This window comes from Streptomyces sp. TE5632 (genome assembly GCF_054061295.1).
This window is the reverse complement of record NZ_JBSSEA010000003.1, coordinates 240,771-264,682: the sequence shown is the minus strand read 5'-3', so window position 1 is coordinate 264,682 and position 23,912 is coordinate 240,771. Positions and strand designations below refer to the sequence as shown.

Annotated in this window: 20 protein-coding genes and 2 pseudogenes; 12 read left to right on the top strand and 10 right to left on the bottom strand. The window is 72.5% G+C overall.

All coding sequences use genetic code 11. The annotated features are described in order from the left end of the window. Positions 1 to 14: 14 nt before the first annotated feature. Genes ACVW19_RS06280 through ACVW19_RS06270 form a run of 3 tightly spaced genes read right to left on the bottom strand, consistent with a single transcriptional unit; the run spans position 15 to position 2,726 of the window. Complete coding sequence (locus tag ACVW19_RS06280; protein WP_457464461.1) at positions 15 to 815, bottom strand: polysaccharide deacetylase family protein; 801 nt, start codon at positions 813 to 815, stop codon at positions 15 to 17. Beyond that, positions 808 to 1,908, bottom strand: a complete 1,101-nt coding sequence (locus tag ACVW19_RS06275) for a glycosyltransferase (protein ID WP_457457356.1) — start codon at positions 1,906 to 1,908, stop codon at positions 808 to 810. Before ACVW19_RS06275 ends, ACVW19_RS06280 begins: the two co-directional genes overlap by 8 nt. Next, positions 1,905 to 2,726 (bottom strand): glycosyltransferase family 2 protein, encoded by an 822-nt coding sequence (locus ACVW19_RS06270; RefSeq protein ID WP_457457354.1) that lies wholly within the window; start codon positions 2,724 to 2,726, stop codon positions 1,905 to 1,907. The genes ACVW19_RS06275 and ACVW19_RS06270 overlap by 4 nt, the downstream gene beginning before the upstream one ends. Positions 2,727 to 3,497: 771 nt before the next feature. On the opposite strand from ACVW19_RS06270, the gene ACVW19_RS06265 reads away from it, so the two are divergent. Beyond that, the gene (locus ACVW19_RS06265) at positions 3,498 to 4,301 is read left to right on the top strand and encodes an SGNH/GDSL hydrolase family protein (RefSeq protein ID WP_457457352.1); all 804 of its coding nucleotides are present in this window, start codon (positions 3,498 to 3,500) and stop codon (positions 4,299 to 4,301) included. 30 nt (positions 4,302 to 4,331) lie between these two features. On the opposite strand, the gene ACVW19_RS06260 is transcribed toward ACVW19_RS06265, so the two are convergent. Next, positions 4,332 to 6,008, bottom strand: a complete 1,677-nt coding sequence (locus ACVW19_RS06260) for a serine/threonine-protein kinase (protein ID WP_457457350.1) — start codon at positions 6,006 to 6,008, stop codon at positions 4,332 to 4,334. Between the two features lie 304 nt (positions 6,009 to 6,312). Between ACVW19_RS06260 and ACVW19_RS06255 the strand changes: the two genes are divergently transcribed. From ACVW19_RS06255 to ACVW19_RS06245, 3 genes are all read left to right on the top strand, one after another. Next, entirely contained in the window at positions 6,313 to 6,858 is a 546-nt protein-coding gene (locus tag ACVW19_RS06255; protein ID WP_457464459.1) for a sigma-70 family RNA polymerase sigma factor, read from the top strand. Further along, on the top strand, positions 6,855 to 7,691 hold the full coding sequence (locus tag ACVW19_RS06250) for an anti-sigma factor (protein WP_457457349.1): 837 nt from the start codon (positions 6,855 to 6,857) through the stop codon (positions 7,689 to 7,691). Before ACVW19_RS06255 ends, ACVW19_RS06250 begins: the two co-directional genes overlap by 4 nt. A gap of 122 nt (positions 7,692 to 7,813) precedes the next feature. Continuing rightward, entirely contained in the window at positions 7,814 to 8,077 is a 264-nt protein-coding gene (locus tag ACVW19_RS06245) for a hypothetical protein (protein ID WP_457457347.1), read from the top strand. Between the two features lie 207 nt (positions 8,078 to 8,284). On the opposite strand, the gene ACVW19_RS06240 is transcribed toward ACVW19_RS06245, so the two are convergent. The 4 genes from ACVW19_RS06240 to ACVW19_RS06225 all read right to left on the bottom strand — a co-directional run bounded on the left by ACVW19_RS06240 (position 8,285) and on the right by ACVW19_RS06225 (position 12,303). Next, positions 8,285 to 9,550 (bottom strand): type ISP restriction/modification enzyme, encoded by a 1,266-nt coding sequence (locus ACVW19_RS06240; RefSeq protein WP_457457345.1) that lies wholly within the window; start codon positions 9,548 to 9,550, stop codon positions 8,285 to 8,287. Positions 9,551 to 9,575: 25 nt separating this feature from the next. Continuing rightward, a complete protein-coding gene (locus ACVW19_RS06235; protein ID WP_457457343.1) occupies positions 9,576 to 10,325 on the bottom strand; it encodes a GntR family transcriptional regulator in 750 nt (249 codons plus the stop codon). A 28-nt stretch (positions 10,326 to 10,353) separates the two neighbouring features. Continuing rightward, complete coding sequence (hmgA, locus tag ACVW19_RS06230; RefSeq protein WP_457457341.1) at positions 10,354 to 11,706, bottom strand: homogentisate 1,2-dioxygenase; 1,353 nt, start codon at positions 11,704 to 11,706, stop codon at positions 10,354 to 10,356. Between the two features lie 309 nt (positions 11,707 to 12,015). Next, complete coding sequence (locus ACVW19_RS06225) at positions 12,016 to 12,303, bottom strand: hypothetical protein (protein WP_457457339.1); 288 nt, start codon at positions 12,301 to 12,303, stop codon at positions 12,016 to 12,018. A gap of 265 nt (positions 12,304 to 12,568) precedes the next feature. On the opposite strand from ACVW19_RS06225, the pseudogene ACVW19_RS06220 reads away from it, so the two are divergent. From ACVW19_RS06220 to ACVW19_RS06195, 6 genes and pseudogenes are all read left to right on the top strand, one after another. Further along, positions 12,569 to 12,774 (top strand): annotated as a pseudogene (locus ACVW19_RS06220) (TetR/AcrR family transcriptional regulator); the annotation flags it as partial. 132 nt (positions 12,775 to 12,906) lie between these two features. Continuing rightward, positions 12,907 to 15,185, top strand: a pseudogene (locus ACVW19_RS06215) (molybdopterin oxidoreductase family protein). 171 nt (positions 15,186 to 15,356) lie between these two features. Beyond that, positions 15,357 to 16,802: a CitMHS family transporter gene (locus ACVW19_RS06210; RefSeq protein WP_457457337.1), complete on the top strand. Its 1,446-nt coding sequence runs from the start codon at positions 15,357 to 15,359 to the stop codon at positions 16,800 to 16,802. 32 nt (positions 16,803 to 16,834) lie between these two features. Then, complete coding sequence (locus ACVW19_RS06205) at positions 16,835 to 18,103, top strand: MFS transporter (protein ID WP_457457336.1); 1,269 nt, start codon at positions 16,835 to 16,837, stop codon at positions 18,101 to 18,103. 191 nt (positions 18,104 to 18,294) lie between these two features. Then, complete coding sequence (locus tag ACVW19_RS06200; RefSeq protein WP_457457334.1) at positions 18,295 to 19,683, top strand: aldehyde dehydrogenase family protein; 1,389 nt, start codon at positions 18,295 to 18,297, stop codon at positions 19,681 to 19,683. Positions 19,684 to 19,698: 15 nt separating this feature from the next. After that, positions 19,699 to 20,784, top strand: a complete 1,086-nt coding sequence (locus tag ACVW19_RS06195; protein WP_457457332.1) for a zinc-binding dehydrogenase — start codon at positions 19,699 to 19,701, stop codon at positions 20,782 to 20,784. A gap of 34 nt (positions 20,785 to 20,818) precedes the next feature. On the opposite strand, the gene ACVW19_RS06190 is transcribed toward ACVW19_RS06195, so the two are convergent. Both ACVW19_RS06190 and ACVW19_RS06185 read right to left on the bottom strand, forming a co-directional pair. Continuing rightward, complete coding sequence (locus ACVW19_RS06190) at positions 20,819 to 21,529, bottom strand: ArsR/SmtB family transcription factor (protein WP_457457331.1); 711 nt, start codon at positions 21,527 to 21,529, stop codon at positions 20,819 to 20,821. A 99-nt stretch (positions 21,530 to 21,628) separates the two neighbouring features. Next, complete coding sequence (locus tag ACVW19_RS06185) at positions 21,629 to 22,273, bottom strand: TetR/AcrR family transcriptional regulator (RefSeq protein WP_457457329.1); 645 nt, start codon at positions 22,271 to 22,273, stop codon at positions 21,629 to 21,631. 60 nt (positions 22,274 to 22,333) lie between these two features. Between ACVW19_RS06185 and ACVW19_RS06180 the strand changes: the two genes are divergently transcribed. Both ACVW19_RS06180 and ACVW19_RS06175 read left to right on the top strand, forming a co-directional pair. Further along, positions 22,334 to 23,485, top strand: coding sequence for an acyl-CoA dehydrogenase family protein (locus ACVW19_RS06180; RefSeq protein WP_457457327.1), 1,152 nt, complete (start codon positions 22,334 to 22,336; stop codon positions 23,483 to 23,485). 60 nt (positions 23,486 to 23,545) lie between these two features. Continuing rightward, complete coding sequence (locus tag ACVW19_RS06175) at positions 23,546 to 23,833, top strand: YiaA/YiaB family inner membrane protein (RefSeq protein WP_189560488.1); 288 nt, start codon at positions 23,546 to 23,548, stop codon at positions 23,831 to 23,833. Positions 23,834 to 23,912 lie beyond the last annotated feature (79 nt).

The window sequence follows — 23,912 nt, the reverse complement described above, 5'->3', positions numbered from 1 at the left end:
CGTGCCGGACGGTGTCATCGCAGACCGTGCGCCGCCAGCCGTCGCGCGTGCCGCGCCCGGCGGACCACCGCGTACCCCTTGGTCAGGGCCCGGTCCCGGACGAACACACGGCTGAGGGCGCGGCCTTCCACCAGCCGTTCGAACTCGGCGGTGTCCGTCGACCGGCGCACGGTGACCCGCCGCAGCGCGTACGGCCCCTGGGCACGGCGGGCGAGACCGTTGCCGACGGCGAGCGCCTGCGCGTACCCCGTCTCCCGCACCGCCTCCCGCACCCGGCGGCTGGAGTAGCCGTAGGGATAGGCGAACGAGGCGGGCGCACGGCCCAGTTGGTCCGAGACGATCTCCTTGCAGAGGATCAGCTCGGAGCGCAGCCGCCGGTCGTCGAGCTGGTCGAGCTGTGGGTGGCTGTGGCTGTGGCCGCCGATCTCCACCCCCGCGTCGGCCAGTTCGCGCACCTGGTCCCAGTCCAGCATGGTGTCCAGGCCGCCGCCGGTGTCGTACGGTCCCCGGAGCCATCCCGTGGAGACGAACAGGGTGGCCGGGAAGCCGTGCCGGGCGAGCACGGGCAGGGCGTGCCGGTGCACGCCCTCGTAGCCGTCGTCGAACGTGACGAGCACCGGCCGCTCGGGCAGCGGGCGTCCCGTGCGCCAGCAGGCGGCCAGTTCCGCCGTGTCCACGGGGGTGAGGCCCCGCTCGGCGATCACCGTCATCTGCTCGGCGAACGCCTGCGGGGTCACGGACAGCGCGCGGGTGGCGTCGTTGGGCTCGGTGGCCACCGAGTGGTACATGAGGATCGGGACGCGTTCGTCAGTCACGTCGGCCACGGGCGCCCCCTTGCTCCCCGACCGGACGCTCCCCGACCGGACGCTCCCCGGCACGGCGGACCTCGCCGCCGACGTCCACCACGGAGAACGTGACCCCGCCCCGCCGGGCCCGGACGCTCCCCACCACGTATCCGCCCGCCGCCGTGAGCACCCCGGCGACGATGGCGCCCGCGCGTCCCGCGCCACCCGGCCGGGCCAGCAGGGCGTCGCGCAACCCCCGTACCACCCCGGCCGGCAGGACACGCGTGGCGTACCGGCGTTCCGACTCCAGCCCCTTCCCGGTGCCGACGCTCCGCGCCACCAGCGCCTTGGACAGCCCTTCGGCGTAGGTGCGGGTGCGGAAGTAGCGGAAGTGCTCGCGGACATGGGGCACCCGGTGGTGGATCACCGCGCGGTCGTCGATCAGCAGGACCGCGTCGGGCCGGGCGCGGCTGAGGCGGATGCACAACTCCGTCTCCTCCCCGCCCAGCGGGCGCTTGTCGCCGTCCCGCCCGATACCGGTGGCGAAGCCGCCCGCGGCGTCGAAGGCGCTGCGCCGGAAGGAGGCGTTGCCGCCGAGGACGTTGCGCACCCGCACCCGCCCGCGCGGCAGCCCCCGGTATGTGCAGCCCACCACCCAGTCGAACTCCTCGGGGAACCAGCCGGGGCGCCGGCCCGACGCCCAGACGGGCTCGGTGCGCCCGCCGACCGCCATCACCCGCGGATCGGCGTAGCCCTCGGCGAAGTGCCTGAGCCAGTCGCGTTCGGCCACGGCGTCGTCGTCGAGGAACGCGACGATCTCACCGCGCGAGGCGGCGATACCGGTGTTGCGGCCGGCGGACAGGCCGCGGGGGCCCGCGTTGGCGAGCACCCGCACGTCGTCGGTGTCCTTGTACTCCTTGACCAGACGGTCCAGCAGAACCTGGTTGTGGTCCACGACCAGCAGGGTCTCCAGGGCCGGCCGGGACTGCGCCCGCACCGAGGCGACCGCCGCGAGGACATCCTCCCAGCGGTCCTCGGTGTAGGCGCAGATCACGACCGAGATCCCGGTGTCACCACAGTTGTCGGGGACACCGGGGACACCGGGGATGCCGGGATCGCTCAAGACACCTTCCCCCGGACCGTTTCGAGCAGCGGTGAGTGATGCGGACGGCGGCGCAGGGCACGCCGGTTGGAGCGTTCCCCGAGGATCACCCCGAGGACGCGGAACCCGTCCCGCACGGCCCGCAGATTGCTCGTGCCGTGGATGCGCAGGTACTCGTGGCTGGGTATCTCCTGCACTCTCAGCCCGGCCTTGACGACCCGGATGTTCATCAGGGTCTCGACCTCGAAGCCGGTGCAGTCGAGGTCGATCTTGTCCAGGCAGTGCCGCCAGAACGCGTTGTAGCCGTAGCAGAGGTCGGTGTAGCGGGCGCCGAACTTGCGGTTGACGACGCCGCACAGGACCCGGTTGCCGAGCTTGCGGATGAAGGTCATGTCGTCGGTGCCGCCGCCGTTGGCGAAGCGGGACCCCTTGGCGAAGTCGGCGCCCGAGACGAGGGCGGAGACATACGACACGATCTCGTTGCCGTCGGCCGAGCCGTCCGCGTCGACCATCACGATGATGTCGCCGGTGCAGGCCTGGAACCCGGCGTTCAGGGCGTCCCCCTTGCCCTTGCCGCGCTGTTCGACGACCTTGACGTCCGGCCACAACCCGCGGGCCACTTCGACGGTGTTGTCGGTGGAGTTGCCGTCGACCAGGACCACTTCGTGGATCCAGTCGGGAAGCGTCTTGAAGACGTACGGCAGGTTCTCCGCCTCGTTCATGGCCGGTATCACCACGCTCACCGGCGGTGCGATGGCCAGGTGCGAGGAGACGGGCCGGTACTTTCCGGTGGCCGGCGGATTCTCGTCCGCGGTCGCCGGCTGCAGAACGGAACTCATGAGTCTGGTCCCTCTCGTCCGGTGGGCCGCCCGCCCCCGGGTGGCCCGGCTATTCGTCCGGTTCGAAAGGGGGGTTCTCACCCGCGGCACGACGGAACGGAGTTCCGCGCACGCCGGGTGAGCTGGCAAAACTGGCCGGCCGCAGAATGCGACGGCCGACCGCGCGGCACGGCTCGGTCACCGTTGCGGTCACCGAGCACGGCACCCCCCTACCGCGCCCCGCCTCGGTTCGTCGCGGTCCTGAGCCCTCCCCTGGAGCCGCATACTGACGAACCGGTGCGAGTGAGATGTATCGCAATGTGCGACGGTATTGATGATTGAAACCGTATGGCAAGACCTGGAGTCAGATCTCACGTTTTTGTTGGTTCGGCTGTCACGTGCGCCTCTGGCCGGATGGTCCCGGCCCGCACGAAGAAGGCCTTCCGGCCGGCCGGCCGGAAGATCCTGGACCGGCGGGTTCCGAAGAAGGCCTCGGTGAAGACGAGTTGACGCCGATGGTCTGCATGATCCGCATGGTCTGCATGGCCGACTTTGCCCCCCGAAGCGCCGGATGCCGGGCTTCAATGTGGCGCAGCCCGTTGTGGGCGTCAAGGCCCGAACGGCCCTAAGGCCTGAATTCGTCCGGGATTGAACGGGCCTGCCCGGATGAGGTCCGAAGCGGGCAAGCCGCCTGCTCCTTGGGGGAAGTCACAGTTTTGGCATGGACACTTCCAGTCAACGCGCGTAGTTGCTATGAAAGTTGCGGCAGAGATCCTGCTACAGGGAGGTTCCATGAGACGTTCCCGACTTTCCGTCCTTCTCGGCTCACTCCTCCTCGCCGTCGCGACCGCCCTCACCGGGGCAGCCACGGCGCAGGCTTCCCCACAGGCCGCCGACGGCTATGTGGCGCTCGGCGACTCCTACTCCTCCGGCGTCGGAGCCGGCAGCTACATCGGCTCCAGCGGCGACTGCAAGCGCAGCACGAAGGCCCACCCCTACCTCTGGGCCGCCGCCAACTCACCCTCGTCCTTCGACTTCACCGCCTGCTCGGGCGCGCGGACCAATGACGTCGTCTCCGGGCAGCTCGGCCCGCTCAGTGCCACCACCGGACTCGTCTCGATCAGCGTGGGCGGCAACGACGCCGGTTTCGCCGACGTCATGACGACCTGTGTGCTCCAGTCCGAAAGCACCTGTCTCTCGCGGATCGCCACCGCGCGGGCGTACGTCGAGTCGACGCTGCCCGGTCGGCTCGACAGCGTCTACTCGGCCATCCGCACCCGGGCCCCGAACGCCCATGTCGTCGTCCTCGGCTACCCCCGCTTCTACCAGCTCGGCACGTCCTGCGTCGGCCTCTCCGAGACCAAGCGGAAGGCGATCAACGACGCGGCCGACCTCCTCGCCACCACCATCGCCCAGCGCGCCCGCGCACACGCCTTCACCTTCGGCGACGTACGCACCCCCTTCACCGGCCACGAGATCTGTTCCGCCAACTCCTGGCTGCACAGCGTGAACTGGCTCAACATCGGTGAGTCCTACCACCCGAAGGCGGCCGGCCAGTCCGGCGGCTACCTCCCGGTGCTCAACAGCGCGGCCTGATCCGGACGCAAGACCCCGGTGGCCGTCCGCTCAGGGGGCGGCCACCGAACCGGAAGAAGAAGGGGAGGCCCCGTCCGACGGGGCCTCCGTCTCGCACGTCACCGAGAACGGCACCGAGTCGGACGTCGTGCGCACCGGCTCCCGCACCTCCACACCGATCCAGTTCTCGAACATCCCGGTCGTCGAGTACGTCGTCACGATCACCGTGTCCCGCTTGGTGCGCCCGCCGTCCCGTGGGAACGACAGCGTCCGCCACCCCCGGTCGGCCACCGAACCGTCCTCGGACACCCAGCGGTAGGACACCTCCGCGGGCAGCCGGCCCACCGTGAACGTCGCCGTGAACGCCGGTGCCCGCTCCCTCGGCGGCGGACAGACCCCGGAGTACTCCGTGTGCGCGCCCTCCACCGTCACCCGTACCGACTGCGGCGGCGGGGTGGTCTCGTCGTTGCCGTTGCCGTTGCCGTTGCCGTTGCCGCTCGCGGAGTCGGTCGGGGCCGGTCCGTCGGTCCGCCCGGCCGTCTCCCCGCCGCCCTTGTCCTGGTTCTCGTCGCCGGTCCGTACGGACGAACTCGCGCCGCCTCCCCGGGGGCCGGTGCCGTGAGCGTCCCCGCCGTTCCCGCGGTTCAGCAGCGCGTACGTCAGCCCGGCCAGCGCCAGGACCAGTACGGCCACGCCCGCGATCAGGACGGCGGCGGTACGGCGGCCACGCCAGGGGCGGGTGGTTTCGGTGGCCCCGGCCGCCGGAGTCGGGGTCGGGGGCAGGGGCAGGGGCGGGGGAGAGGCAGTGGCTCCGTGCGGGTGGGGGTGCGTGGTGACGGTGGGGATGTACGGCGCCGACCCCGCCGTGCCGGCGCGGGGCGTGCCTCCCCGGGAGGGGGTACCCCCGGCGGCGACGAGCCGCAGGTCCTGCTGCGCCCGCGCCGCCGACAGCCGCTCGGCCGGGTCCTTGCGCAACAGCCCCTCGACGACCGGGGCCAGCGGCCCGGCCCGGCGCGGCGGCGGCAGTTCCTCGTCGACGATCGCACGCAGGGTGCTCAGTGGGGTGTCCTGACGGAACGGCGAACAGCCCTCCACCGACGCGTACAGCAGTACACCGAGCGACCACAGGTCCGACTCGGGGCCGGGGGTGCGGCCCAGCGCCCGCTCCGGGGCGAGGAACTCGGGTGATCCGACGACCTCCCCGGTCATGGTCAGCGCGGAGCTGCCCTCGACCACGGCGATCCCGAAGTCGGTGAGCACGATCCGCCCGTCGTTCGCGATCAGCACGTTGGCGGGCTTCACGTCCCGGTGCAACACCCCGGCACCGTGCGCGGCGCGCAGCGCGGCGAGCACCTCCGCGCCGACGTGCGCGGCGCGCTGCGGGTCCAGTGGGCCCTCGGCTTCCAGGACATCGGCCAGGGAAAGACCGCGGACCAGTTCCATGACGATCCACGGACGACCGCCCTCGGTCGCCACGTCGTACACCGTCACCACATTGCGGTCGGTGATCCGGGCGGCCGCCCACGCCTCCCGCTCGAGCCGGGCGTACATCCGCTCCACGTCGGACGCCGGCAGTCCGGCCGGGGCACGTACCTCCTTGACGGCGACCTCGCGGTGCAGCACCTCGTCGCGGGCCCGCCACACGGTTCCCATACCGCCCTCGCCCAGCGGGGACAGCAGCCGGTACCGGCCCGCGACCACCCGCTCACTGCCTGGTTCCTCGGACATGGCGCCCCCCATCGCATCCGGGCGAATTCTCCGTTTCCTCATGAAAGTAACTCAGCCGAGTGCGGATGCCGCCCCCCTGGACGGCAATCCGGCCTCCAGGGCCACGACGGCGCACGCCGACCCCCGGGGTGCGCTCCGGCGCACGAGCGCGACCGCCGTGAGGTCGTACCGCGCGACGAGACATTTCCCGCTGCTCGACCCGCGTTTTCGGGCCGCTGATCCGTACTTCCCCTCCGGAGGGATGCTCATGGCGCATGCCTCGTGCGACCAGGTGGCCCCGCGGGGCCGGGAGAAGGGAGGCGTGTTGGAGGCGGACGAGCTTCTGGTGCGAGTGGCAGGCGGCGACCAGAAGGCATTCGAGACGCTGTACGGGCTGGTGTCCGGGCCGGTGTACGGGCTCGTGCGGCGGGTGGTGCGCGATCCCGCCCAGTCGGAGGAGGTCGCGCAGGAGGTGCTGCTCGAACTCTGGCGCTCCGCCGCCCGGTTCGACCCCGGACGGGGCAGCGCGCTGTCCTGGGTCCTCACGCTCGCCCACCGCCGGGCCGTCGACCGGGTGCGCAGTGCCCGCGCGGCCGACGAGCGCGAGCGGCGGGAGGCCGCCCGGCACGGCAGCGGGCCCGCGTTCGACCAGGTCACCGAGGAGGTCGAGGCCGGCCTGGAACGCGAGTGGGTGCGCCGCTGCCTGGACCGCCTCACCGCCCTGCAGCGGCAGTCGGTCACCCTCGCCTACTACGACGGCTACACCTACCGTGAGGTGGCCGAGCGGCTCTCCCTGCCGCTGGGCACGGTCAAGACACGGATGCGCGACGGCCTCACCCGACTGCGTGACTGCCTGGGAAGTGCCGCATGAGCGTCCTGGACCGGTTGTCGCGCCGAGGGGACCTCCACTCACTGGCCGCCCCCTACGCGCTCGACGCGCTGGAACCCGCCGAGCGCGTCCGCTTCGAGAGGCACCTGAGCGCCTGCCGCCGCTGCGCCGCCGAGGTGCGCGTCCTGGCCGAGGACGCCGTCCGCCTCGCCTGGTCCACCGCCGCCCCGGCGCCGCCCGCCCTGCGCGACCGGGTGCTGGCCGCCGTACGGACCACCCCGCAGGACTCCGCCCCCGAAGCCGTGTCCGGGCCCCGGGAACAGATACGCGCGCGTGCCCCGCAACTGCCGCCCCGCACATGGGGTGCCGAGTCCCCGCCGCCGGTCCGTGAGCGGCGCGGGATGCCGCTGTTCGTCCCCTTCGCGACGGCCACGGCTGCCGCGGCCCTCGTCGTCGCCTCGCTGTTCGCCGTCCAGGCGGACCGGACCCAGGACGAACTGAACGCCGAACGGGACCGTTCACGTGAGATCGCACACGTTCTCGCGGCCCCGGACGCCCGCGCGAGCAGCGGCCGGGGCGCTGCGGGCGGCACGATCGGAGTGATCGCTTCCGTATCGGCGGGGAGCGCGGTCGTCACCCTCGGCGGATACGGCAACCCGCCGAACGGACGTGTGCGCCAACTGTGGCTGATGCGCCCGGGCGCCGAACCGCGCTCCCTGGGGCTCTTCGAGGCCGACACGCCCCTGGTCGCCTCCGACCTCGACACATCCGCGACGTCACTCGCCGTGACCGTCGAGCCTGACGGTGGATCTCCGCAGCCCACCACCCAGCCTGTCGTCCAACTCGCCCTGAAAACGGTCGGATTCGGAGAGTAATCGTCGAGTGTTCGTCAACCTCCTTACGGGGAAGGTGAATCCTGCGACCGCGATACACGAGTCCCCGTACGGGGCGATAGGGTTACCCTGCCCGGGGTGGACTCGTACGGGTGGGGAGTGACATGGAACGGATAACGGTGCACAGCAGGGCCAGGGTCCCTGCGATCACCTGTGGAAGCAGCGCGACCAGTACGCGCCTGGACCGCCACCTCTCGGTGCTGGCGGGACCCGCCGTCCCGCAGCGGGAGACGGTCGAGGCGACGTCGCTGATGCGTGAGCTGACCGCACGCGACCACGGAGTCAGAGGCGTGCGGGAACGGACGAGCCGTGTCTCGCTCTTCGCTCCGCTGCGTCGGCTGCGTCGCTCCCTGTTCGGCAGCCGTTAGACCCGCGCCCGGACGGGCCCACCGTCCTGGCGCGGCACCACGCGCGTCCCCTGTCACCCCACGGCACACGACGCACACCCCGAGCACCGGCACGTCGCCCCCCTTCCACACCCCTTCCCCGGCCCACGGTCCCGCCGTGTCGCCCCCTGTCGTACTCGTCGCGTCCGCCTCCGTCGCGGTCCGGGCGGCGCGCCGCTGTCCGGCGCGTCAGAGCAGGGCGAGTTGGCCCTCCGGTCCCTCCTCGTGGGCGTCCAGTACCGAGGCGGGCCGGTGCGCGGATCTCGGCGCCGGGAGCACGCCGGCCCGGTGCAGCTCCGTCGACGTGATCGGGTCGGCCGCCAAACGGTTCCTCAAGGCGACCTGACGCGGGCGCAGTTCGGCCATGAGTGCGAGGATCGTGATCAGCTCCAGGAGCTCCGAGGTCCAGGTCTGCGGCCAGACGGCCGGACGGATCGCGTCCAGGGTGCCCGGCTCGGCCTCGTCCGTGCGGGCCGCGCACCAGCGCTCCAGCACCCGGACCCCGGCCACCTCGAACTCCCAGGCCGTCGGCGGCACCGGTGAGATGCGGCCCTCGTCGAGGAACAGGACCTCCGCGTCGGGGTCGTAGCGCACGGTCAGCGGTCGGGAGGGGAGCGGGGCCCGGACGTAGGGGCGGCGTCCGCCCGGGAGCCGGGGGCGCTCCCCGTCGCGCCGCATCAGCCACAGCAGCCGGTGACCCATCTCCACGCCCGTGGCCCACACCTCGGCGTCCCCGGTGAGCGGCACCGTGAGCCCGCCGGGCCCGTTGCGCACCACGGCCATCGTCCAGGCGAGCACGTCGACGGCCGGGACCTCCCGGCCGAGCCGTGCCGCGAGGTGCCCGGACAGGGTCGGGGCCAGGTTCGGTTCCGTGCCTCCGGGCCGGCGGTACAGCGGGCGGACACGGCCGGGACGCAGCACCGGCAGCAGGGACGTGGCGAGCAGCAGCGGACCGGCGGGGCCGTCGGCGCCGGCCCCGCCGCTCCCGGCGCATCCACCCGGCGGGCGGTCGCTCCGCGTGCGTTCACCCCGCATACGGTCGCTCCGCCCCGTGGTGGCCTCGACGACGAAGACCTGCCGCTCGTCGGTCACCCGCCACAGTTCGGGGCGGGCCGCGTCGATCAACCGCTGGTCGGGGATCAGCCACCGCTCGTCGAAGGGGGAGTGCAGCACGCGGACCGGCTCGGGGCACGGGCCCGAGGCGCGCGCCAGCTTCTCCGTGCCGCCCGACCGGCCCGGCAGTTGCCCGACCGCCGTGTGCACCGTCCGCGAACGCGTCGGCTGGAACAGGGCTTCCCGGTCGGGCCCCACGGCTTTCAGCAGGGCGTCCCAACGGGCCTTCAGGGCCGCCGGGTCGGGGGCCGCCGGCCACCCCCGGCCGAGACGCGGCGGTGCGACGGACCACGGCATGAGGTCCGCCAGCAGCGGAGCGTCGTCGTGCGTCACGCTGGGCATCGTACGGCCTGAAGGGCCGACCGGATCAGGTGGCTTCCAGGGTCACCGTGAAGGAGAAGCGGTCGCCCCGGTAGTTGATGACGGCCACGTCCAGGGGCCGGCCGTCGGTGTCGTACGTGATCCCGGTGTAGTGCAGGATCGGGCTGAGCAGCGGGACCTGGAGCAGCCGGGCCGTCTCCGGGTCCGCGAGCCGCGCCTCCACGATGTCCGTGATGCGGCTGATGTCAGCCCCGACGGCATCCCGCAGCACCTTGGTCATCGGCCAGCGCACCAGGTCGTCCAGGTCGATACGGGTGGCCAGTTCGGGCCGGACGTAGTTGCGGGCGTGGTTGGTCGGCTCTCCCGTCCTCTCGTCGCTGCGCAGCCGGTGGTACGCCGCCGCCTCGGACAAGTCCGGGAAGTACTCGGTGAGTTCGGCCGGCACCGGCACCGGGCCGTGCTCCAGCAGTTCGGTCGTCATACCGGACTGCTGGGCCACGATCGCGTCCACCGAGCCCAGCAGGCGCACCGGGGCGCCCCGCCGGGCATCCGGCTCGATGAACGTGCCGCGCCGGCGGTGCCGCGTGATCAGCCCCTCGTCCTCCAGTTCCTTCAGCGCCTGCCGCATGGTCAGCACGCTCACCCCGTAGTGCCCGGCCAGTTGTTCCTCGGTGGGCAGGCGCAGCGGGTCCTGGGGTGAGCGGCTGAGGATCGAGGCGCGCAGCGACTGCGACACCTGATACCAGAGCGGCAACTTGCGGTTCAGGACGATCGAGTCCGGAGCGAAGGAGGTCACGGGGTCATCCGTACCGGTCGGGGAACGTTCAGTGCAACGGGCGGAAGTGACGTTCGAGACCCTGCCACACGTTGTCGTAGCCCTGCTGCAGGTGCTCCGCCCGGGCCGCCTCGGGGGTCAGGGTCAGCGGCCAGCGGGTCTCGAGCATGAAGGCCAGGCCGTCGTCGATCTTCTGCGGGCGAAGCTCGGCGGAGCTCGCCCTCTCGAAGGTCTCCCGGTCCGGGCCGTGCGCCGACATCATGTTGTGCAGCGAGCCCCCACCGGGGACGAAGCCCTCCGCCTTCGCGTCGTACGCGCCCTCGATCAGGCCCATGTACTCGCTCATCACGTTCCGGTGGAAGTACGGCGGCCGGAAGGTGTCCTCGCCCACCAGCCAGCGCGGGGCGAAGACCACGAAATCCACCCCGGCCAGCCCCGGGGTGTCGCTCGGCGAGGTCAGCACCGTGAAGATCGACGGGTCCGGGTGGTCGTACGAGATGGTGCCCATCGCATTGAAACGGCGCAGGTCGTAGGCGTACGGCACATGGTTGCCGTGCCAGGCGACGACATCCAGCGGGGAGTGGTCATAGGTGGCCGACCACAGGTTGCCGCAGAACTTGTTCACCACCTCCACCGGCCCCTCGACGTCCTCGTACGCGGCGACCGGGGCCCGGAAGTCCCGGGCGTTGGCGAGCCCGTTGGCGCCGATCGGGCCGAGGTCGGGGAGCCGGAACGGCGCCCCGTAGTTCTCGCACACATAACCGCGGGCCAAGGCGTCCAGCAGCTCCACACGGAAGCGCACCCCGCGAGGGATCAGCGCGATGTGTCCCGGTTCCACATGGAGCAGTCCGAACTCCGTGCGCAGCAGCAGCCCGCCCTGCTCCGGGACGATCAGCAGCTCACCGTCGGCGTCGCTGAACACCCGCTCCATCGAGGCGGTCGCGTGGTAGAGGTGCACCGCCATTCCGGTGCGCTGGGTGACGTCGCCGTTGCCGCCCAGCGTCCACAGGCCGGCCAGGAAGTCGGTGCCCTCCGCCGGCGCGGGCAGCGGGTTCCAGCGCAGGCGGTTGGGGTCGGGCACGGTCTGGGTGAAGGGCGCGGTGCGGACCGCTCCGTTGCCCGTGCGGGTGAACGCCGGGTGCGCGGCCGACGGGCGGATCCGGTACAGCCAGGAGCGGCGGTTGTCGGCCCGAGGCTCGGTGAACGCCGTACCACTCAGCTGCTCCGCGTACAGCCCGAGCGGCGCGCGCTGAGGTGAGTTGCGTCCCTCGGGCAGGGCGCCCGGGAGCGCCTCGGAGCTGTGCTCGTTGCCGAAACCGGAGAGGTGGTCGAGTCCCTCGGCGGTCTTGCGCGCTCCCCCACGCTCGAATGTGCTCGCGCGGGCGGTGCCCCCATCGCTCATCTTCGCTGCTCCCTTGCGTGCGATTCCTATGTAATACCGTAGGATTGCGGTTTCCCCGGCGCAAGAGGGCTGCGCGATCCCGTCCCTCGTGTCGCGGCCGTCCCCGCTCCCGGGCCGCGTCCTGCTCTTGGCGGAGGACGCGGCAACCCGACTCCGGGGGGATCCGGGAATCCGTACCCGCGTTCTACGCTCCCCGGCATGGTGTGGACGGGGAAGCCGGTCACCGCACTCGCGGTCAGTGTCGTACTGCTGGCCGGAACCACGGGCTGCGGCGCGCGTGCGGAACGGGGGAAGAACGGTGAGTCGCCCTCACCGGTCGGCAGGCTCCTGGAGGAGCAGGACGACGAGGGCCGTCCCTGCCGCGAGGTGGAGGAGAAGGACGCACCCGAGGTCGGAGTCGAGGTGACGCCCGACGCCGACGGCGGCTGGGACGTACGGCTGACCGTGCGCAACTTCCGCTTCTCGCCGGACGGCACCGCCCGCCGGGCGGTGCCCGGCCGCGGCCTCGCCCACCTCTACGTGAACGACCGCCTCGTCGCACAGCTGCGCACCCCCGGTCACCACCTCCCCGCCCACACCGTCCGGCGCGGCACGCACCAGGTCACCGCCCGCCTCTACGCGGACGACGACTCGGTGTGGGCCGTACGCGGAAAGCCGGTGGAGAGCACGGTCGACATCACGGTCTCGGAACCGGCCCCGACCGCGACTCCCGCCAGGCGCCAGACCGTGCCCCCGCCGTGCCCTCCTCCATGGCGGAGGGCCGCGGCCCTGTCGGGGGGTGAGGTGCGCCGGAGGGGACCCGACGGGCGTCATGAGGTCCGTGCCCCACGCGACGTCGCTTTGCAGCGCACCCGTGCAACGGCGCAGTGCCGACCGGCTCACCGATCTGCTCTCCGGCCACCTGCGACGCGAACCCGACGAGGACCCGCGCCGCGCCTTCCTCATCGCGTCGAGACCGCCGGCACCCTCATCCACCTCGCCCTCCACACGGCGCCCGAGGGCGACGAGAAGGTCATCGCCGAACTGCGGGAGATGCTGCGGGCCTGTCCGGCGCGGGTACTGGACTGACCGTCCGGGGCGGCTCGGCCGATCGGCCGAGAAGGTCCCTGCAAGAGGCTCCCCCACATGCGTACCGGTCGGTATGCTCCGGGTGTCCGCCCGTCCGCCCGCGCGTCACCGCCGCCGTACCCGGGAGGCCCCGTGCCCCGCACCGCCCTTCGCATCTGTCCGCTGTGCGAGGCCACCTGCGGCCTCACCCTCACCCTCGACGACGGACGCGTCACCGGCGCCCGGGGCGACCGTGACGACGTGTTCAGCAAGGGGTTCATCTGCCCCAAGGGCGCCTCCTTCCCCGCCCTGGACGCGGACCCCGACCGGCTGCGCACCCCCCTCGTCCGGGTCGACGGCGAGCTGCGCGAGGCCACTTGGGAGGAGGCGTTCGACGCGGTCGCCGCCGGTGTCCGGCCCGTCGTCGAACGGTACGGCCCGCACTCCGTCGGAGTCGTCCTCGGCAACCCCAACGTGCACACCGTGGCCGGTGCCCTGTACCCGCCCGTCCTGATCGCCGGCCTCGGCACCCGCAGCCTCTTCACCGCCTCCACCCTCGACCAGATGCCCAAGCACGTCTCGAGCGGGCTCCTCTTCGGCGACGCCAACGCGATCCCCGTACCCGACCTGGACCGCACCGACCACCTGCTGTTGATCGGTGCCAACCCCCTGGAATCCAACGGGAGTCTGTGCACGGCACCCGACTTCCCCGGCCGCCTCCGGGCACTCAGGGCCCGCGGCGGCACCCTCACCGTCATCGACCCGCGCCGCACCCGCACCGCCCGCCTCGCCGACCGGCACATCGCCATCCGGCCCGGCACGGACGCACTGCTGCTCGCGGCCATGGCGCGCGTCCTGTTCGACGAGGGCCTCGTCGACCTGGGGGAGCGGGCGCCGCACATCCAGGGTGTGGACGAAGTCGACGCGGCGCTGCACGACTTCACCCCCGAAGCCGTGGCCCCGGCCTGCGACGTGGACGCCGCCACCATCCGCACCCTCGCCCGCGAACTCTCCGCCGCCCCCACCGCCGCCGTCTACGGCCGCATCGGCAGCTGCACCGTCCCGCACGGCACTTCGGCCAGCTGGCTCGTGGACGTCCTCAACACCCTCACCGGCAACCTCGACCGACCCGGCGGCGTCCTCTTCCCGCTGGCCGCCACCGCCAGGGCCCCGCGCCCCGCCGGACCCGGCCGCGGCTTCGCCCTCGGACGCTGGCACTCCCGGGTGAGCCGGCACCCCGAGACCAAGGGCGAACTGCCGCTGTCCGCCCTCGCCGAGGAGATCGACACCGCCACCGACGGGGGTGAGCCGGTGCGCGCCCTCATCGCCGTCGCCGCCAACCCGGTTCTCTCCGCACCCGACGGCGACCGCCTCGACAAGGCCCTCGCCTCACTCGACTTCATGGTCAGCGTCGACCCGTACCTCAACGAGACCTCCCGCCACGCCCACGTCGTCCTCCCGCCGCCCCCGCCCGCGCAGAGCCCGCACCACGACTTCGCCTTCAACGCCCTCGCCGTGCGCAACCAGGTCCGCTACACCCGCCCCGCGCTCCCACTGGAGCCCGGCCGCATGGCGGAGACCGAGATCCTGGCCCGGCTCGTCCTCGCCGTCACGGATTGGGGTCTCCCCTGCTCGAGCGGAGCCGAGAGCTTGGGGAAGCACGGTACGGACCCGGCGGCCGTCGACCGGCTGGTCGTGGACCAGACCCTCGGCAAGGCGGTGAACGACCCGCACTCCCCGGTGCACGGCCGCGACCCGGAGGAACTCGCGAAACTGCTCACCGGCGACGACGGGCCCGAGCGGCGGCTGGACATGATGCTCCGCCTCGGCCCCTACGGCGACGGCTTCGGCGCCGAACCGGACGGCCTCAGCCTGGACAAACTGCTCGCCCACCCGCACGGCATCGACCTCGGCCCACTGCGCCCCCGCGCCTTCCGCACCCCCTGAGGACCCGCAGCGGCCGGGTGGAGCTGCTGCCGGAACCGATCGCCGCCGACCTGCCCCGGCTGCGTGCCGCCCTCGACGAACGCCCCGGCGGGTTCGCCCTCGTCGGCCGCCGCCACCTGCGCTCCAACAACAGCTGGATGCACAACGTCCCCGCCCTCACCGGCGGCTCCAACCGGTGCACCCTGCAGATCCACCCCGACGACGCCGAACGCCTCGGCATCCGCGACGGCGGGCCGGTACGGGTCAAGGGCGCCGGGGGAGAGGTGACCGCGCCCGCCGAGGTGACCGACGGGATACGCCGGGGCGTGGTGAGCCTCCCGCACGGCTGGGGCCACGACCGGCCCGGCACCCGGCTGCGGCACGCCACGACCGACCCCGGCGTCAACGTGAACCAGCTGCTCGACGGCAGCCTCCTCGACCCGCTGTCGGGCAACGCCGTACTCAACGGGGTGCCCGTCGAGATCGCCCCCGGGGACAACCCATGACCGCCTCGTGACCGAAAAGCGCACCGCGCTGACCTGAGCAAAGCTGTGACCTGGTGTTTTGCGCTTATTGCTCGCATGTCAACGTCTTGTTAACGCGGCTTCGGGGGTCCTAACGTCGTCGCACCGCCGTCCCCGGTGGGATGTTCAAGGGCGAACGTTAGGTACCCCCCCATGCTGACCATCCTCGGCTTCGCCATGATCGCGACCTTCCTGGTCCTGATCATGCTGAAGAAGATGTCGCCGATCGCGGCGCTCGTGCTGATCCCCGCGCTGTTCTGTGTCTTCGTGGGCAAGGGTGCGCACCTCGGTGACTACGTCATCGACGGTGTGTCCACCCTCGCCCCCACCGCGGCGATGCTCATGTTCGCGATCGTCTACTTCGGTGTGATGATCGACGTCGGGCTCTTCGACCCGATCGTCCGCGGGATCCTCAGGTTCTGCAAGGCCGACCCGATGCGGATCGTCGTCGGCACCGCGCTCCTCGCCGCGATCGTGTCGCTGGACGGCGACGGCTCCACCACCTTCATGATCACCGTCTCGGCGATGTACCCCCTGTACAAGCGCCTGAAGATGAGCCTGGTCGTGATGACCGGTGTCGCCGCGATGGCCAACGGCGTGATGAACACCGTCCCCTGGGGCGGCCCGACGGCCCGTGCCGCGACCGCGCTGAAGCTCGACGCCGGCGACCTCTTCGTGCCGATGATCCCGGCGCTGCTGACCGGTCTGCTGGGCGTCTTCGTCCTGGCGTACGCGCTCGGGGTGCGCGAGCGCCGGCGGCTGGGCGTGCTGACCCTGGACGAGGCGCTGGAGACGGAGCAGACCGACGCCGGGGCGGACACCGTGGTGCGCCGTCCCGCGACCGCGCTGGTCGGCGCGGGCACCGGCACCGCTTCCGGTTCCGGCGCCGGTTCGGGCAAGGGCGCCCTCCCCGCCGACGGTCCCGGCGCGGGCCCGGAGGCCGACGGCGCCGACGACTTCCGTGGCCTGGACCCCGACCGCCCCACCCTGCGGCCCAAGCTGTACTGGTTCAACGCGCTGCTCACGATCGTCCTGCTCACCGCCATGATCATGCAGTTGCTGCCGATCCCGGTACTGTTCCTGCTCGGCGCCGCGACCGCCCTCACCGTCAACTTCCCGCACATCCCCGACCAGAAGGCCCGTATCGCGGCCCACGCCGACAACGTCCTGAACGTCTCCGGCATGGTCTTCGCCGCCGCCGTGTTCACCGGCGTCCTCCAGGGCACCGGCATGGTCGACGGCATGGCCACCTGGCTGGTCGACATCGTCCCCGAGGGCATGGGCCCGCACATGGCGCTCGTCACCGGACTGCTGAGCCTGCCGCTCACCTACTTCATGTCCAACGACGGTTTCTACTTCGGCGTCCTGCCCGTCCTCGCCGAGGCGGGCGCGGCCCACGGCGTCTCCCCGCTGGAGATGGCCCGTGCCTCGCTGGTCGGCCAGCCCCTGCACATGTCGAGCCCGCTCGTCCCCGCGGTCTACGTCCTGGTCGGCATGGCGAAGGTCGAGTTCGGCGACCACACGCGGTTCGTGGTGAAGTGGGCGGCCCTGGTCTGTCTGGTGATCCTCGCAGCGGGAATCCTGTTCGGCATCATCTGAGACCCCGGCCCGGCTCGAGAGAGGACCCGACCATGGCGCCCGGCGGGAACCGCGGCTGGCTGCTCCGCCTCGTCATCGCCTTCAGCTTCGCGCAGGGGGCCGTGTCGATGGCCCGGCCCGCCGTCTCCTACCGGGCGCTCGCGCTGGGCGCGGACGAGCGGGCGGTCGGTGTGATCGCCGGAGTGTACGCGCTGCTGCCCCTGTTCGCCGCCGTGCCGCTCGGCCGGCGCACCGACCACGGCCGCTGCGCGCCCCTGCTGTCCGTCGGCGTGGTCCTCATAGCCGGTGGCTGCGCCCTGAGCGGGCTCGCCGGTTCCCTGTGGGCGATGACCCTGTGGAGCGGGGTGATGGGGCTCGGCCACCTCTGCTTCGTCATCGGCGCGCAGTCGCTCGTCGCCCGCCGGTCCGCGCCGCACGAACAGGACCGCAACTTCGGCCACTTCACCATCGGTGCCTCCCTCGGACAGTTGATCGGCCCGATCGCGGCGGGCGCGCTGGTCGGCGGCGCCGACATGGCCGCCGGCAGTGCGTTCGCCCTGCTGGCGGCGGGCGGGGGAGCGGCGATGGCGTTCACCTCGCTGTGGCGCACAGAGCGTCCGACGCCGCCCGGGTCCCGTCCGGCACCGGGCGCGCGCGTCCCGGTCGGGCGCATCCTGCGGGCCCGGGGGGTGCCCGCCGGCATCTTCGTCAGCCTGGCCGTGCTGTCCGCCACCGACATCCTCACCGCCTACCTGCCGGTGGTCGGAGAACAGCGGGGCATCGCCCCGTCCGTCATCGGTCTTCTGCTCAGCCTGCGGGCCGCGGCCACCATCGCCTGCCGGCTGGTCCTCACCCCGCTGCTGCGGCTGCTCGGCCGCACCCTGCTGCTGACGGTGACCTGTCTGCTGGCGGCACTGCTCTGCGCGGGCATCGCCCTGCCGGTACCCGGGTGGGTCCTGGCGGTGATGCTGGCGGTGCTCGGCTTCTGCCTGGGCGTCGGCCAGCCGCTCTCCATGACGACGGTCGTCCAGGCCTCCCCGGCCGGCGCGCGCTCCACCGCTCTCGCCCTCCGCCTGACCGGCAACCGGCTGGGCCAGGTCGCCACCCCCGCCGCGGCCGGCCTGATCGCCGGAGTGGCGGGCGTGGCGGCCCCGTTCGTCATGCTGGGCGCGCTGCTGTTCCTCTCCGCGGGGGTGGCGCTGCGCGCGCCGTCCCGGCCGACGGAGCGGGCCGGCCCGTCGGCGCCCGGCGGAGGGTCTCCGGCCGGCGGAGGGTCTCCGGCTGAGGCAAGACGCGCCGACGCGCCACGTCGATCGGGCTGAACGCGTCCGTCCGCTCCGTTCCGGGCGTCGACACCGCCCGCCTGTTCGTCTTCGACCGGCACGGCGACCGCAGCTGCTCCAACCCGGCACGGCTGCCCTACCCGAACGAGTGACACGGTCCCTCTGGCGCCAGGAAATTAGCATCGCTAGTTTATGTGGCGGACGTCGACCCCTGCCCCGGAGGAAGCGCGATGAAGGCATATGACGGCATGTACATCGACGGCGCCTGGCGCCCCGCCGCCGGCCCGGACGTGATCGAGGTCGTGAACCCGGCCGACGGGCAGGTGATCGCCACCGTCCCCGCGGGCACCGCCGAGGACGTGGACGCCGCCGTACGGGCCGCCCGTGCCGCCCTGCCGGCCTGGGCCGCCACCCCGCCCGCGGAGCGCGCCGCCCGCCTCGCCGCCCTCCGTGACGTGCTGGTGGCCCGGCAGGAGGAGATCGCCCGGACGGTGACGGCCGAGCTCGGCGCGCCCCTGAAGCTCTCGCAGACCGTGCACGCGGGCGTGCCCGTCGCGGTGGCGGGCTCGTATGCCGAGCTGGCGGCGACGTACCCCTTCGAGGAGAAGACGGGCAACTCGACCGTCCTGCACGAACCGGTCGGTGTGGTCGGTGCGATCACGCCCTGGAACTACCCCCTCCACCAGATCGTCGCGAAGGCCGCCCCGGCCCTCGCCGCCGGCTGCACGATCGTCGTCAAGCCCGCCGAGGACACCCCGCTGGTCGCCCGGCTCTTCGCGGAGGCGGTGCACGAGGCGGGGGTTCCGGCCGGCGTGTTCAACCTGGTCACCGGCCTCGGCCCGGTGGCCGGCCAGGCCCTCGCCGAACACCCGGGCGTCGACCTGGTCTCCTTCACCGGCTCCACCGCCGTCGGCCGCCGGATCGGCGCCGTCGCCGCGGGCGCGGTCAAGAAGGTCGCCCTCGAACTGGGCGGCAAGTCCGCCAACGTGATCCTCCCCGGCGCCGATCTGGCCCGGGCGGTCAACGTCGGGGTCGCCAACGTGATGTCCAACTCCGGCCAGACGTGCAGCGCCTGGACCCGCATGCTGGTCCATCGCGACCAGTACGACGAGGCCGTCGAGCTCGCCGCGGCCGCCGCCGCGAAGTACGGCGACCGTATCGGCCCCCTCGTCAACGCCAAGCAGCAGGAACGCGTGCGCGGTTACATCGAGAAGGGCGTCGCCGAGGGCGCGCGTCTGGTCACCGGCGGCCCCGACGCCCCGCGCGAGAAGGGGTGCTTCGTCAGCCCCACCGTCTTCGCCGACGTCACCCCGGACATGACGATCGCCCAGGAGGAGATCTTCGGGCCCGTCCTGTCCGTCCTGCGCTACGAGGACGAGGAGGACGCCCTGCGCATCGCCAACGGCACCGTCTACGGACTCGCCGGCGCGGTCTGGGCCGGCGACGAGGCCAAGGCGACGGCGTTCGCCCGCCGCATGGATGCCGGTCAGGTCGACATCAACGGTGGCCGCTTCAACCCCCTGGCGCCGTTCGGGGGTTACAAGCAGTCGGGCGTGGGACGCGAACTCGGCGTGCACGGCCTGACCGAGTACCTCCAGACCAAGTCCCTCCAGTTCTAGGGGAGTCCATCCATCATGTCCGTCCGTGCCGCCGTACTGTCCGCCGTCGACGCCCCGTTGGAGACCACGGGGATCGACCTGCCCGAGCCCGGCCCCGGCCAGGTCCGGGTCCGGCTCGCCGCCGCCGGTGTCTGCCACTCCGACCTGTCCCTGACCAACGGCACCATGCGTCTCCCGGTCCCGGCCGTGCTCGGCCACGAGGGTGCCGGCACGGTCGTCTCCGTCGGCGGGGGCGTCACCCGTGTCGCTCCCGGCGACGGCGTCGTCCTCAACTGGGCGCCCTCCTGCGGCGTCTGCCCCGCCTGCGCACGCGGCGAGGTGTGGCTGTGCGCCGACGCCCTGGGCGGTGCCGCCCGGGTGCACGCCCACCGTGCCGACGACGGCACCCCGCTGCACCCCGGCCTGAACGTCGCCGCCTTCGCCGAGGAGACGGTGGTGCCCGCGTCCTGCGTCCTGCCCGCTCCGGACGGCGTCCCGCTCACCGACGCCGCCCTGCTGGGGTGCGCCGTGCTCACCGGCTACGGCGCCGTCCACCACTGCGCGCAGGTCCGGCCGGGCGAGTCGGTCGCGGTGTTCGGTGTCGGGGGAGTGGGCCTGGCCGCCCTCCAGTCGGCCCGGATCGCCGGCGCGACGACGATCGTCGCGGTCGACGTCTCCCCGGCCAAGGAGGAACTGGCGCGCTCCGCCGGGGCGACCGACTATCTCGTCGCCTCGGACACCACGGCCCGCGAGATCCGTGCCCTCACCGGGAAGCAGGGCGTGGACGCGGCCGTCGAATGCGTCGGCCGCGCGACCACCATCCGCACCGCCTGGGACTCCACCCGGCGTGGCGGCCGCACCACGGTCGTCGGCATCGGAGGCAAGGACCAGCAGGTCACCTTCAACGCCCTGGAGATCTTCCACTGGGGCAGGACCCTGTCCGGCTGCGTCTACGGCAACTCCGACCCCGCCCGGGACCTCCCCGTCCTCGCCGGACACATCCGAGCGGGCCGCTTCGACCTGGGAGCCCTGGTGACGGAACGGATCACCCTGGACGGCATCCCGGCGGCCTTCGACACCATGTCGGCGGGCAAGGGCGGACGAGCCCTGGTGGTCTTCTAGGGCGTGGTACGGGGGCGGCGCGGCGGGGCGCCGGTCAGTGCAGGGCCGCTTCCTCGATCCCCAGCAGTCCGGACAGCGCCCGCTCGCCCGCCTCCGTCACCTTCACCGCGCGCTCGGAGCCGATGCGGACACACCACCGTGCGTCCAGGGCGTGCCGGCACAGGGCCGCGCCGGCGACTCCGGCGAGGTGGTGGCGGCGTTCCGTCCAGTCGAGGCAGGCGCGGGCCAGCGGGCGGCGGCCGCGGCGGTCGAGTCCGATGCCGAGGGCGTCGAACCAGCGCAGGCCCGCGTCGGTGAGCGCGAACCCGGTGTCCCGGCGGAGCAGTCCGCGTGCCGTGAACGCGTCCGTCACCGCGATGCCGAGCCGGCCGGCGAGATGGTCGTAGCAGGTGCGTCCACGGGCCATCGCCGAGCCCGCGCCGACCTGCCGCAGGGTGCGCGGGCGCACGGCAGCGTCCGGGGCGACCTGCCCGCCCAGTTCCTCCACCAACTGGGCGACCCGCGCGTCGGCGAGCCGTACGTACCGGTGTCGGCCCTGGCGTTCCTCGGCGAGCAGCCCGCCGGCGACCAGCTTGCCCAGGTGCTCGCTCAGCGTGGACGGGGCGACGCCCGCGTGCCGCGCCAGCTCGCCCGCCGTCCACGCCCGGCCGTCCAGCAGGGCCAGCAGGCACGCGGCCCGTGTCTCGTCGGCGATCAGCCCGGCGAGCCGGGCGAGCCCGGGGGCCCGGAGGTCCTTCGACGTCATGCGCCCCAGCATGCGGCACGCACTCTTCGGCGCCGGCCGAACCGTCCGCGCAGCCACCGCCCCGGATCCCCGCCGCACCACTTGCAGCGCCGTACGCGGCTAAGCCGTGCCGCCCCGCACCTGCTCGTACTGCTCGGCCAGACCGTCCAGCAGCGCCGTCAACCCCGTCTCGAAGGCCCGTTCGTCGATCTTCTCCTGTTTCTCGGCGAGCAGATGGGCCTGCCCGAGGTGGGGGTAGTCGGCGGGATCGTAGGCGCCGGCGTCGTCCACGAAACCACCGGCGAAGGAACCGAGCGCCGAGCCCATGATGAAGTACCGCATCAGCGCACCGATGGACGTGGCCTGCGCCGGCGGCCAGCCGGCGTCGACCATCGCGCCGTAGACCGCGTCGGCGAGCCGTAGGCCGGCCGGGCGGCGGCCGGGGCCGCGTGCCATGACCGGCACGATGTTGGGGTGGTCGCGCAGTGCGGCGCGGTAGGAGACGGCCCAGTCGTGCAGCGCGGTCCGCCAGTCCCGGCCGTCCTCGAACATCGACAGGTCGACCAGCGCGCTCACCGAGTCGGCCACCGCCTCGAGGATCTCGTCCTTGGTGCGGAAGTGGTTGTAGAGCGAGGGCCCACTGACCCCCAGTTGTGCGGCGAGCCGCCGCGTGGAGACGGCCGCGAGGCCCTCCGCGTCCACGAGCGCACGGGCCGTCTCGACGATCCGGTCGGGGCTGAGCAGGGGCTTGCGTGGTCGGGCCATGGCGCACATAGTAGGGCTGCACCATAAAACTAGCAGTGCTAATCAAGTGGGGTGGCCGTCATGAACCTGGAGCTCAGCGAGGAGCACAGCGCCGTCCGCCGGCTCGCCCGGGAATTCGTCGAGCGGGAGGTCGTCCCCCACGCCACGGCCTGGGACCGGGCCGAGGAGGTCGACCGCGGCATCGTGAAGAAGCTCGGCGAGGTCGGGTTCCTCGGGCTGACGATCGACGAGCGGTACGGGGGTTGCGGTGGCGACCACCTCGCGTACTGCCTGGTGACCGAGGAACTGGGCCGCGGCGACTCCTCCGTGCGCGGGATCGTCTCCGTGTCCCTGGGGCTGGTCGCCAAGACGGTCGCCGCCTGGGGCGACGAGGAGCAGAAGCGGGCCTGGCTTCCCGGGCTCACCTCGGGCGCGTACGTCGGCTGCTTCGGCCTCACCGAGCCGGGCACGGGTTCCGACGCCGGCGCCGTCTCCACCCGCGCGGTGCGCGACGGCGGGGACTACGTCATCAACGGCACCAAGATGTTCATCACCAACGGCACCTGGGCCGACGTGGTCCTGCTCTTCGCCCGTTCCACCGACGCCCCCGGCCACAAGGGGATGTCCGCCTTCCTCGTTCCCGCCGACACCCCCGGCCTGACGCGTCGCACCCTGCGCGGCAAGCTCGGTCTGCGCGGTCAGGCCACCGCCGAGCTGGTGCTGGAGGACGTGCGTGTGCCCGCGTCCGCGATGCTGGGCCCCGAGGGCAAGGGTTTCTCGGTCGCCATGTCCGCCCTCGCCAAGGGGCGCATGTCGGTCGCGGCGGGCTGTGTCGGCATAGCCCAGGCCGCGCTCGACGCGGCCGTGCGGTACGCGGGCGAACGCGAGCAGTTCGGGAAGACCATTGCCCACCACCAGCTCGTCCAGGAGCTGATCAGCGACATCGCCGTGGACGTCGACGCCGCCCGACTGCTGACCTGGCGGGTCGCGGACCTGATCGACCGCGGACAGCCGTTCGCCGTGGAGTCCTCCAAGGCCAAGCTCTTCGCCTCGGAGGCGGCCGTCCGCGCCGCGAACAACGCCCTCCAGGTCCACGGAGGTTACGGCTACATCGACGAGTACCCGGCGGGCAAGCTGCTGCGCGACGCCCGCGTCATGACCCTCTACGAGGGCACCAGCCAGATCCAGAAGCTGGTCATCGGACGCGCCCTGACCGGAGTCTCGGCGTTCTGAGTACCTGCCTGGGTATCCGAGCGGATGTGGCCGCGGCCACATCCGCCGATTCTTGTCCCCATGAGCGACACACCGGTCAAGCAGCAGAGCACGGCCGCCTTCTACGGTCAGGCCGTGGCGTCCTTCGGAGTGGCCATGGGTGCCACCGCGGTCGGCATCTTCAACCTCGAGACCGACGCCTGGGTCCGCGCCTTCCTGGGCATCGCGGTCCTGTACCTCGTCACCTCCGCCTTCACCCTGGCCAAGGTCATCCGTGACCGCCAGGAGGCCGGGCAGATCGTGAACCGTGTCGACCAGGCCCGCCTGGAGAAGCTCCTCGCCGAACACGACCCGCTGCAGAAGCTCTGACACCGGACCCGCCGCTCAGCCGCCTCTCCGCCGGGATCCGCCGGTCCGGCCCTAAGCGCCCGCTCACCCTTGCCGGTAT

Bases quoted from the DNA above. Each gene is read 5' to 3' on its own strand.
- ACVW19_RS06180 (WP_457457327.1), top strand. From the start codon at position 22,334: ATGAACCTGGAGCTCAGCGAGGAGCACAGCGCCGTCCGCCGGCTCGCC.
- ACVW19_RS06260 (WP_457457350.1), bottom strand. From the start codon at position 6,008: ATGTCCGAGGAACCAGGCAGTGAGCGGGTGGTCGCGGGCCGGTACCGG.
- ACVW19_RS06265 (WP_457457352.1), top strand. From the start codon at position 3,498: ATGAGACGTTCCCGACTTTCCGTCCTTCTCGGCTCACTCCTCCTCGCC.
- ACVW19_RS06245 (WP_457457347.1), top strand. From the start codon at position 7,814: ATGGAACGGATAACGGTGCACAGCAGGGCCAGGGTCCCTGCGATCACC.
- ACVW19_RS06190 (WP_457457331.1), bottom strand. From the start codon at position 21,529: ATGACGTCGAAGGACCTCCGGGCCCCCGGGCTCGCCCGGCTCGCCGGG.
- ACVW19_RS06185 (WP_457457329.1), bottom strand. From the start codon at position 22,273: ATGGCCCGACCACGCAAGCCCCTGCTCAGCCCCGACCGGATCGTCGAG.
- ACVW19_RS06270 (WP_457457354.1), bottom strand. From the start codon at position 2,726: ATGAGTTCCGTTCTGCAGCCGGCGACCGCGGACGAGAATCCGCCGGCC.
- ACVW19_RS06195 (WP_457457332.1), top strand. From the start codon at position 19,699: ATGTCCGTCCGTGCCGCCGTACTGTCCGCCGTCGACGCCCCGTTGGAG.
- ACVW19_RS06240 (WP_457457345.1), bottom strand. From the start codon at position 9,550: ATGCCCAGCGTGACGCACGACGACGCTCCGCTGCTGGCGGACCTCATG.
- hmgA (WP_457457341.1), bottom strand. From the start codon at position 11,706: ATGAGCGATGGGGGCACCGCCCGCGCGAGCACATTCGAGCGTGGGGGA.
- ACVW19_RS06200 (WP_457457334.1), top strand. From the start codon at position 18,295: ATGAAGGCATATGACGGCATGTACATCGACGGCGCCTGGCGCCCCGCC.
- ACVW19_RS06175 (WP_189560488.1), top strand. From the start codon at position 23,546: ATGAGCGACACACCGGTCAAGCAGCAGAGCACGGCCGCCTTCTACGGT.
- ACVW19_RS06250 (WP_457457349.1), top strand. From the start codon at position 6,855: ATGAGCGTCCTGGACCGGTTGTCGCGCCGAGGGGACCTCCACTCACTG.
- ACVW19_RS06205 (WP_457457336.1), top strand. From the start codon at position 16,835: ATGGCGCCCGGCGGGAACCGCGGCTGGCTGCTCCGCCTCGTCATCGCC.
- ACVW19_RS06210 (WP_457457337.1), top strand. From the start codon at position 15,357: ATGCTGACCATCCTCGGCTTCGCCATGATCGCGACCTTCCTGGTCCTG.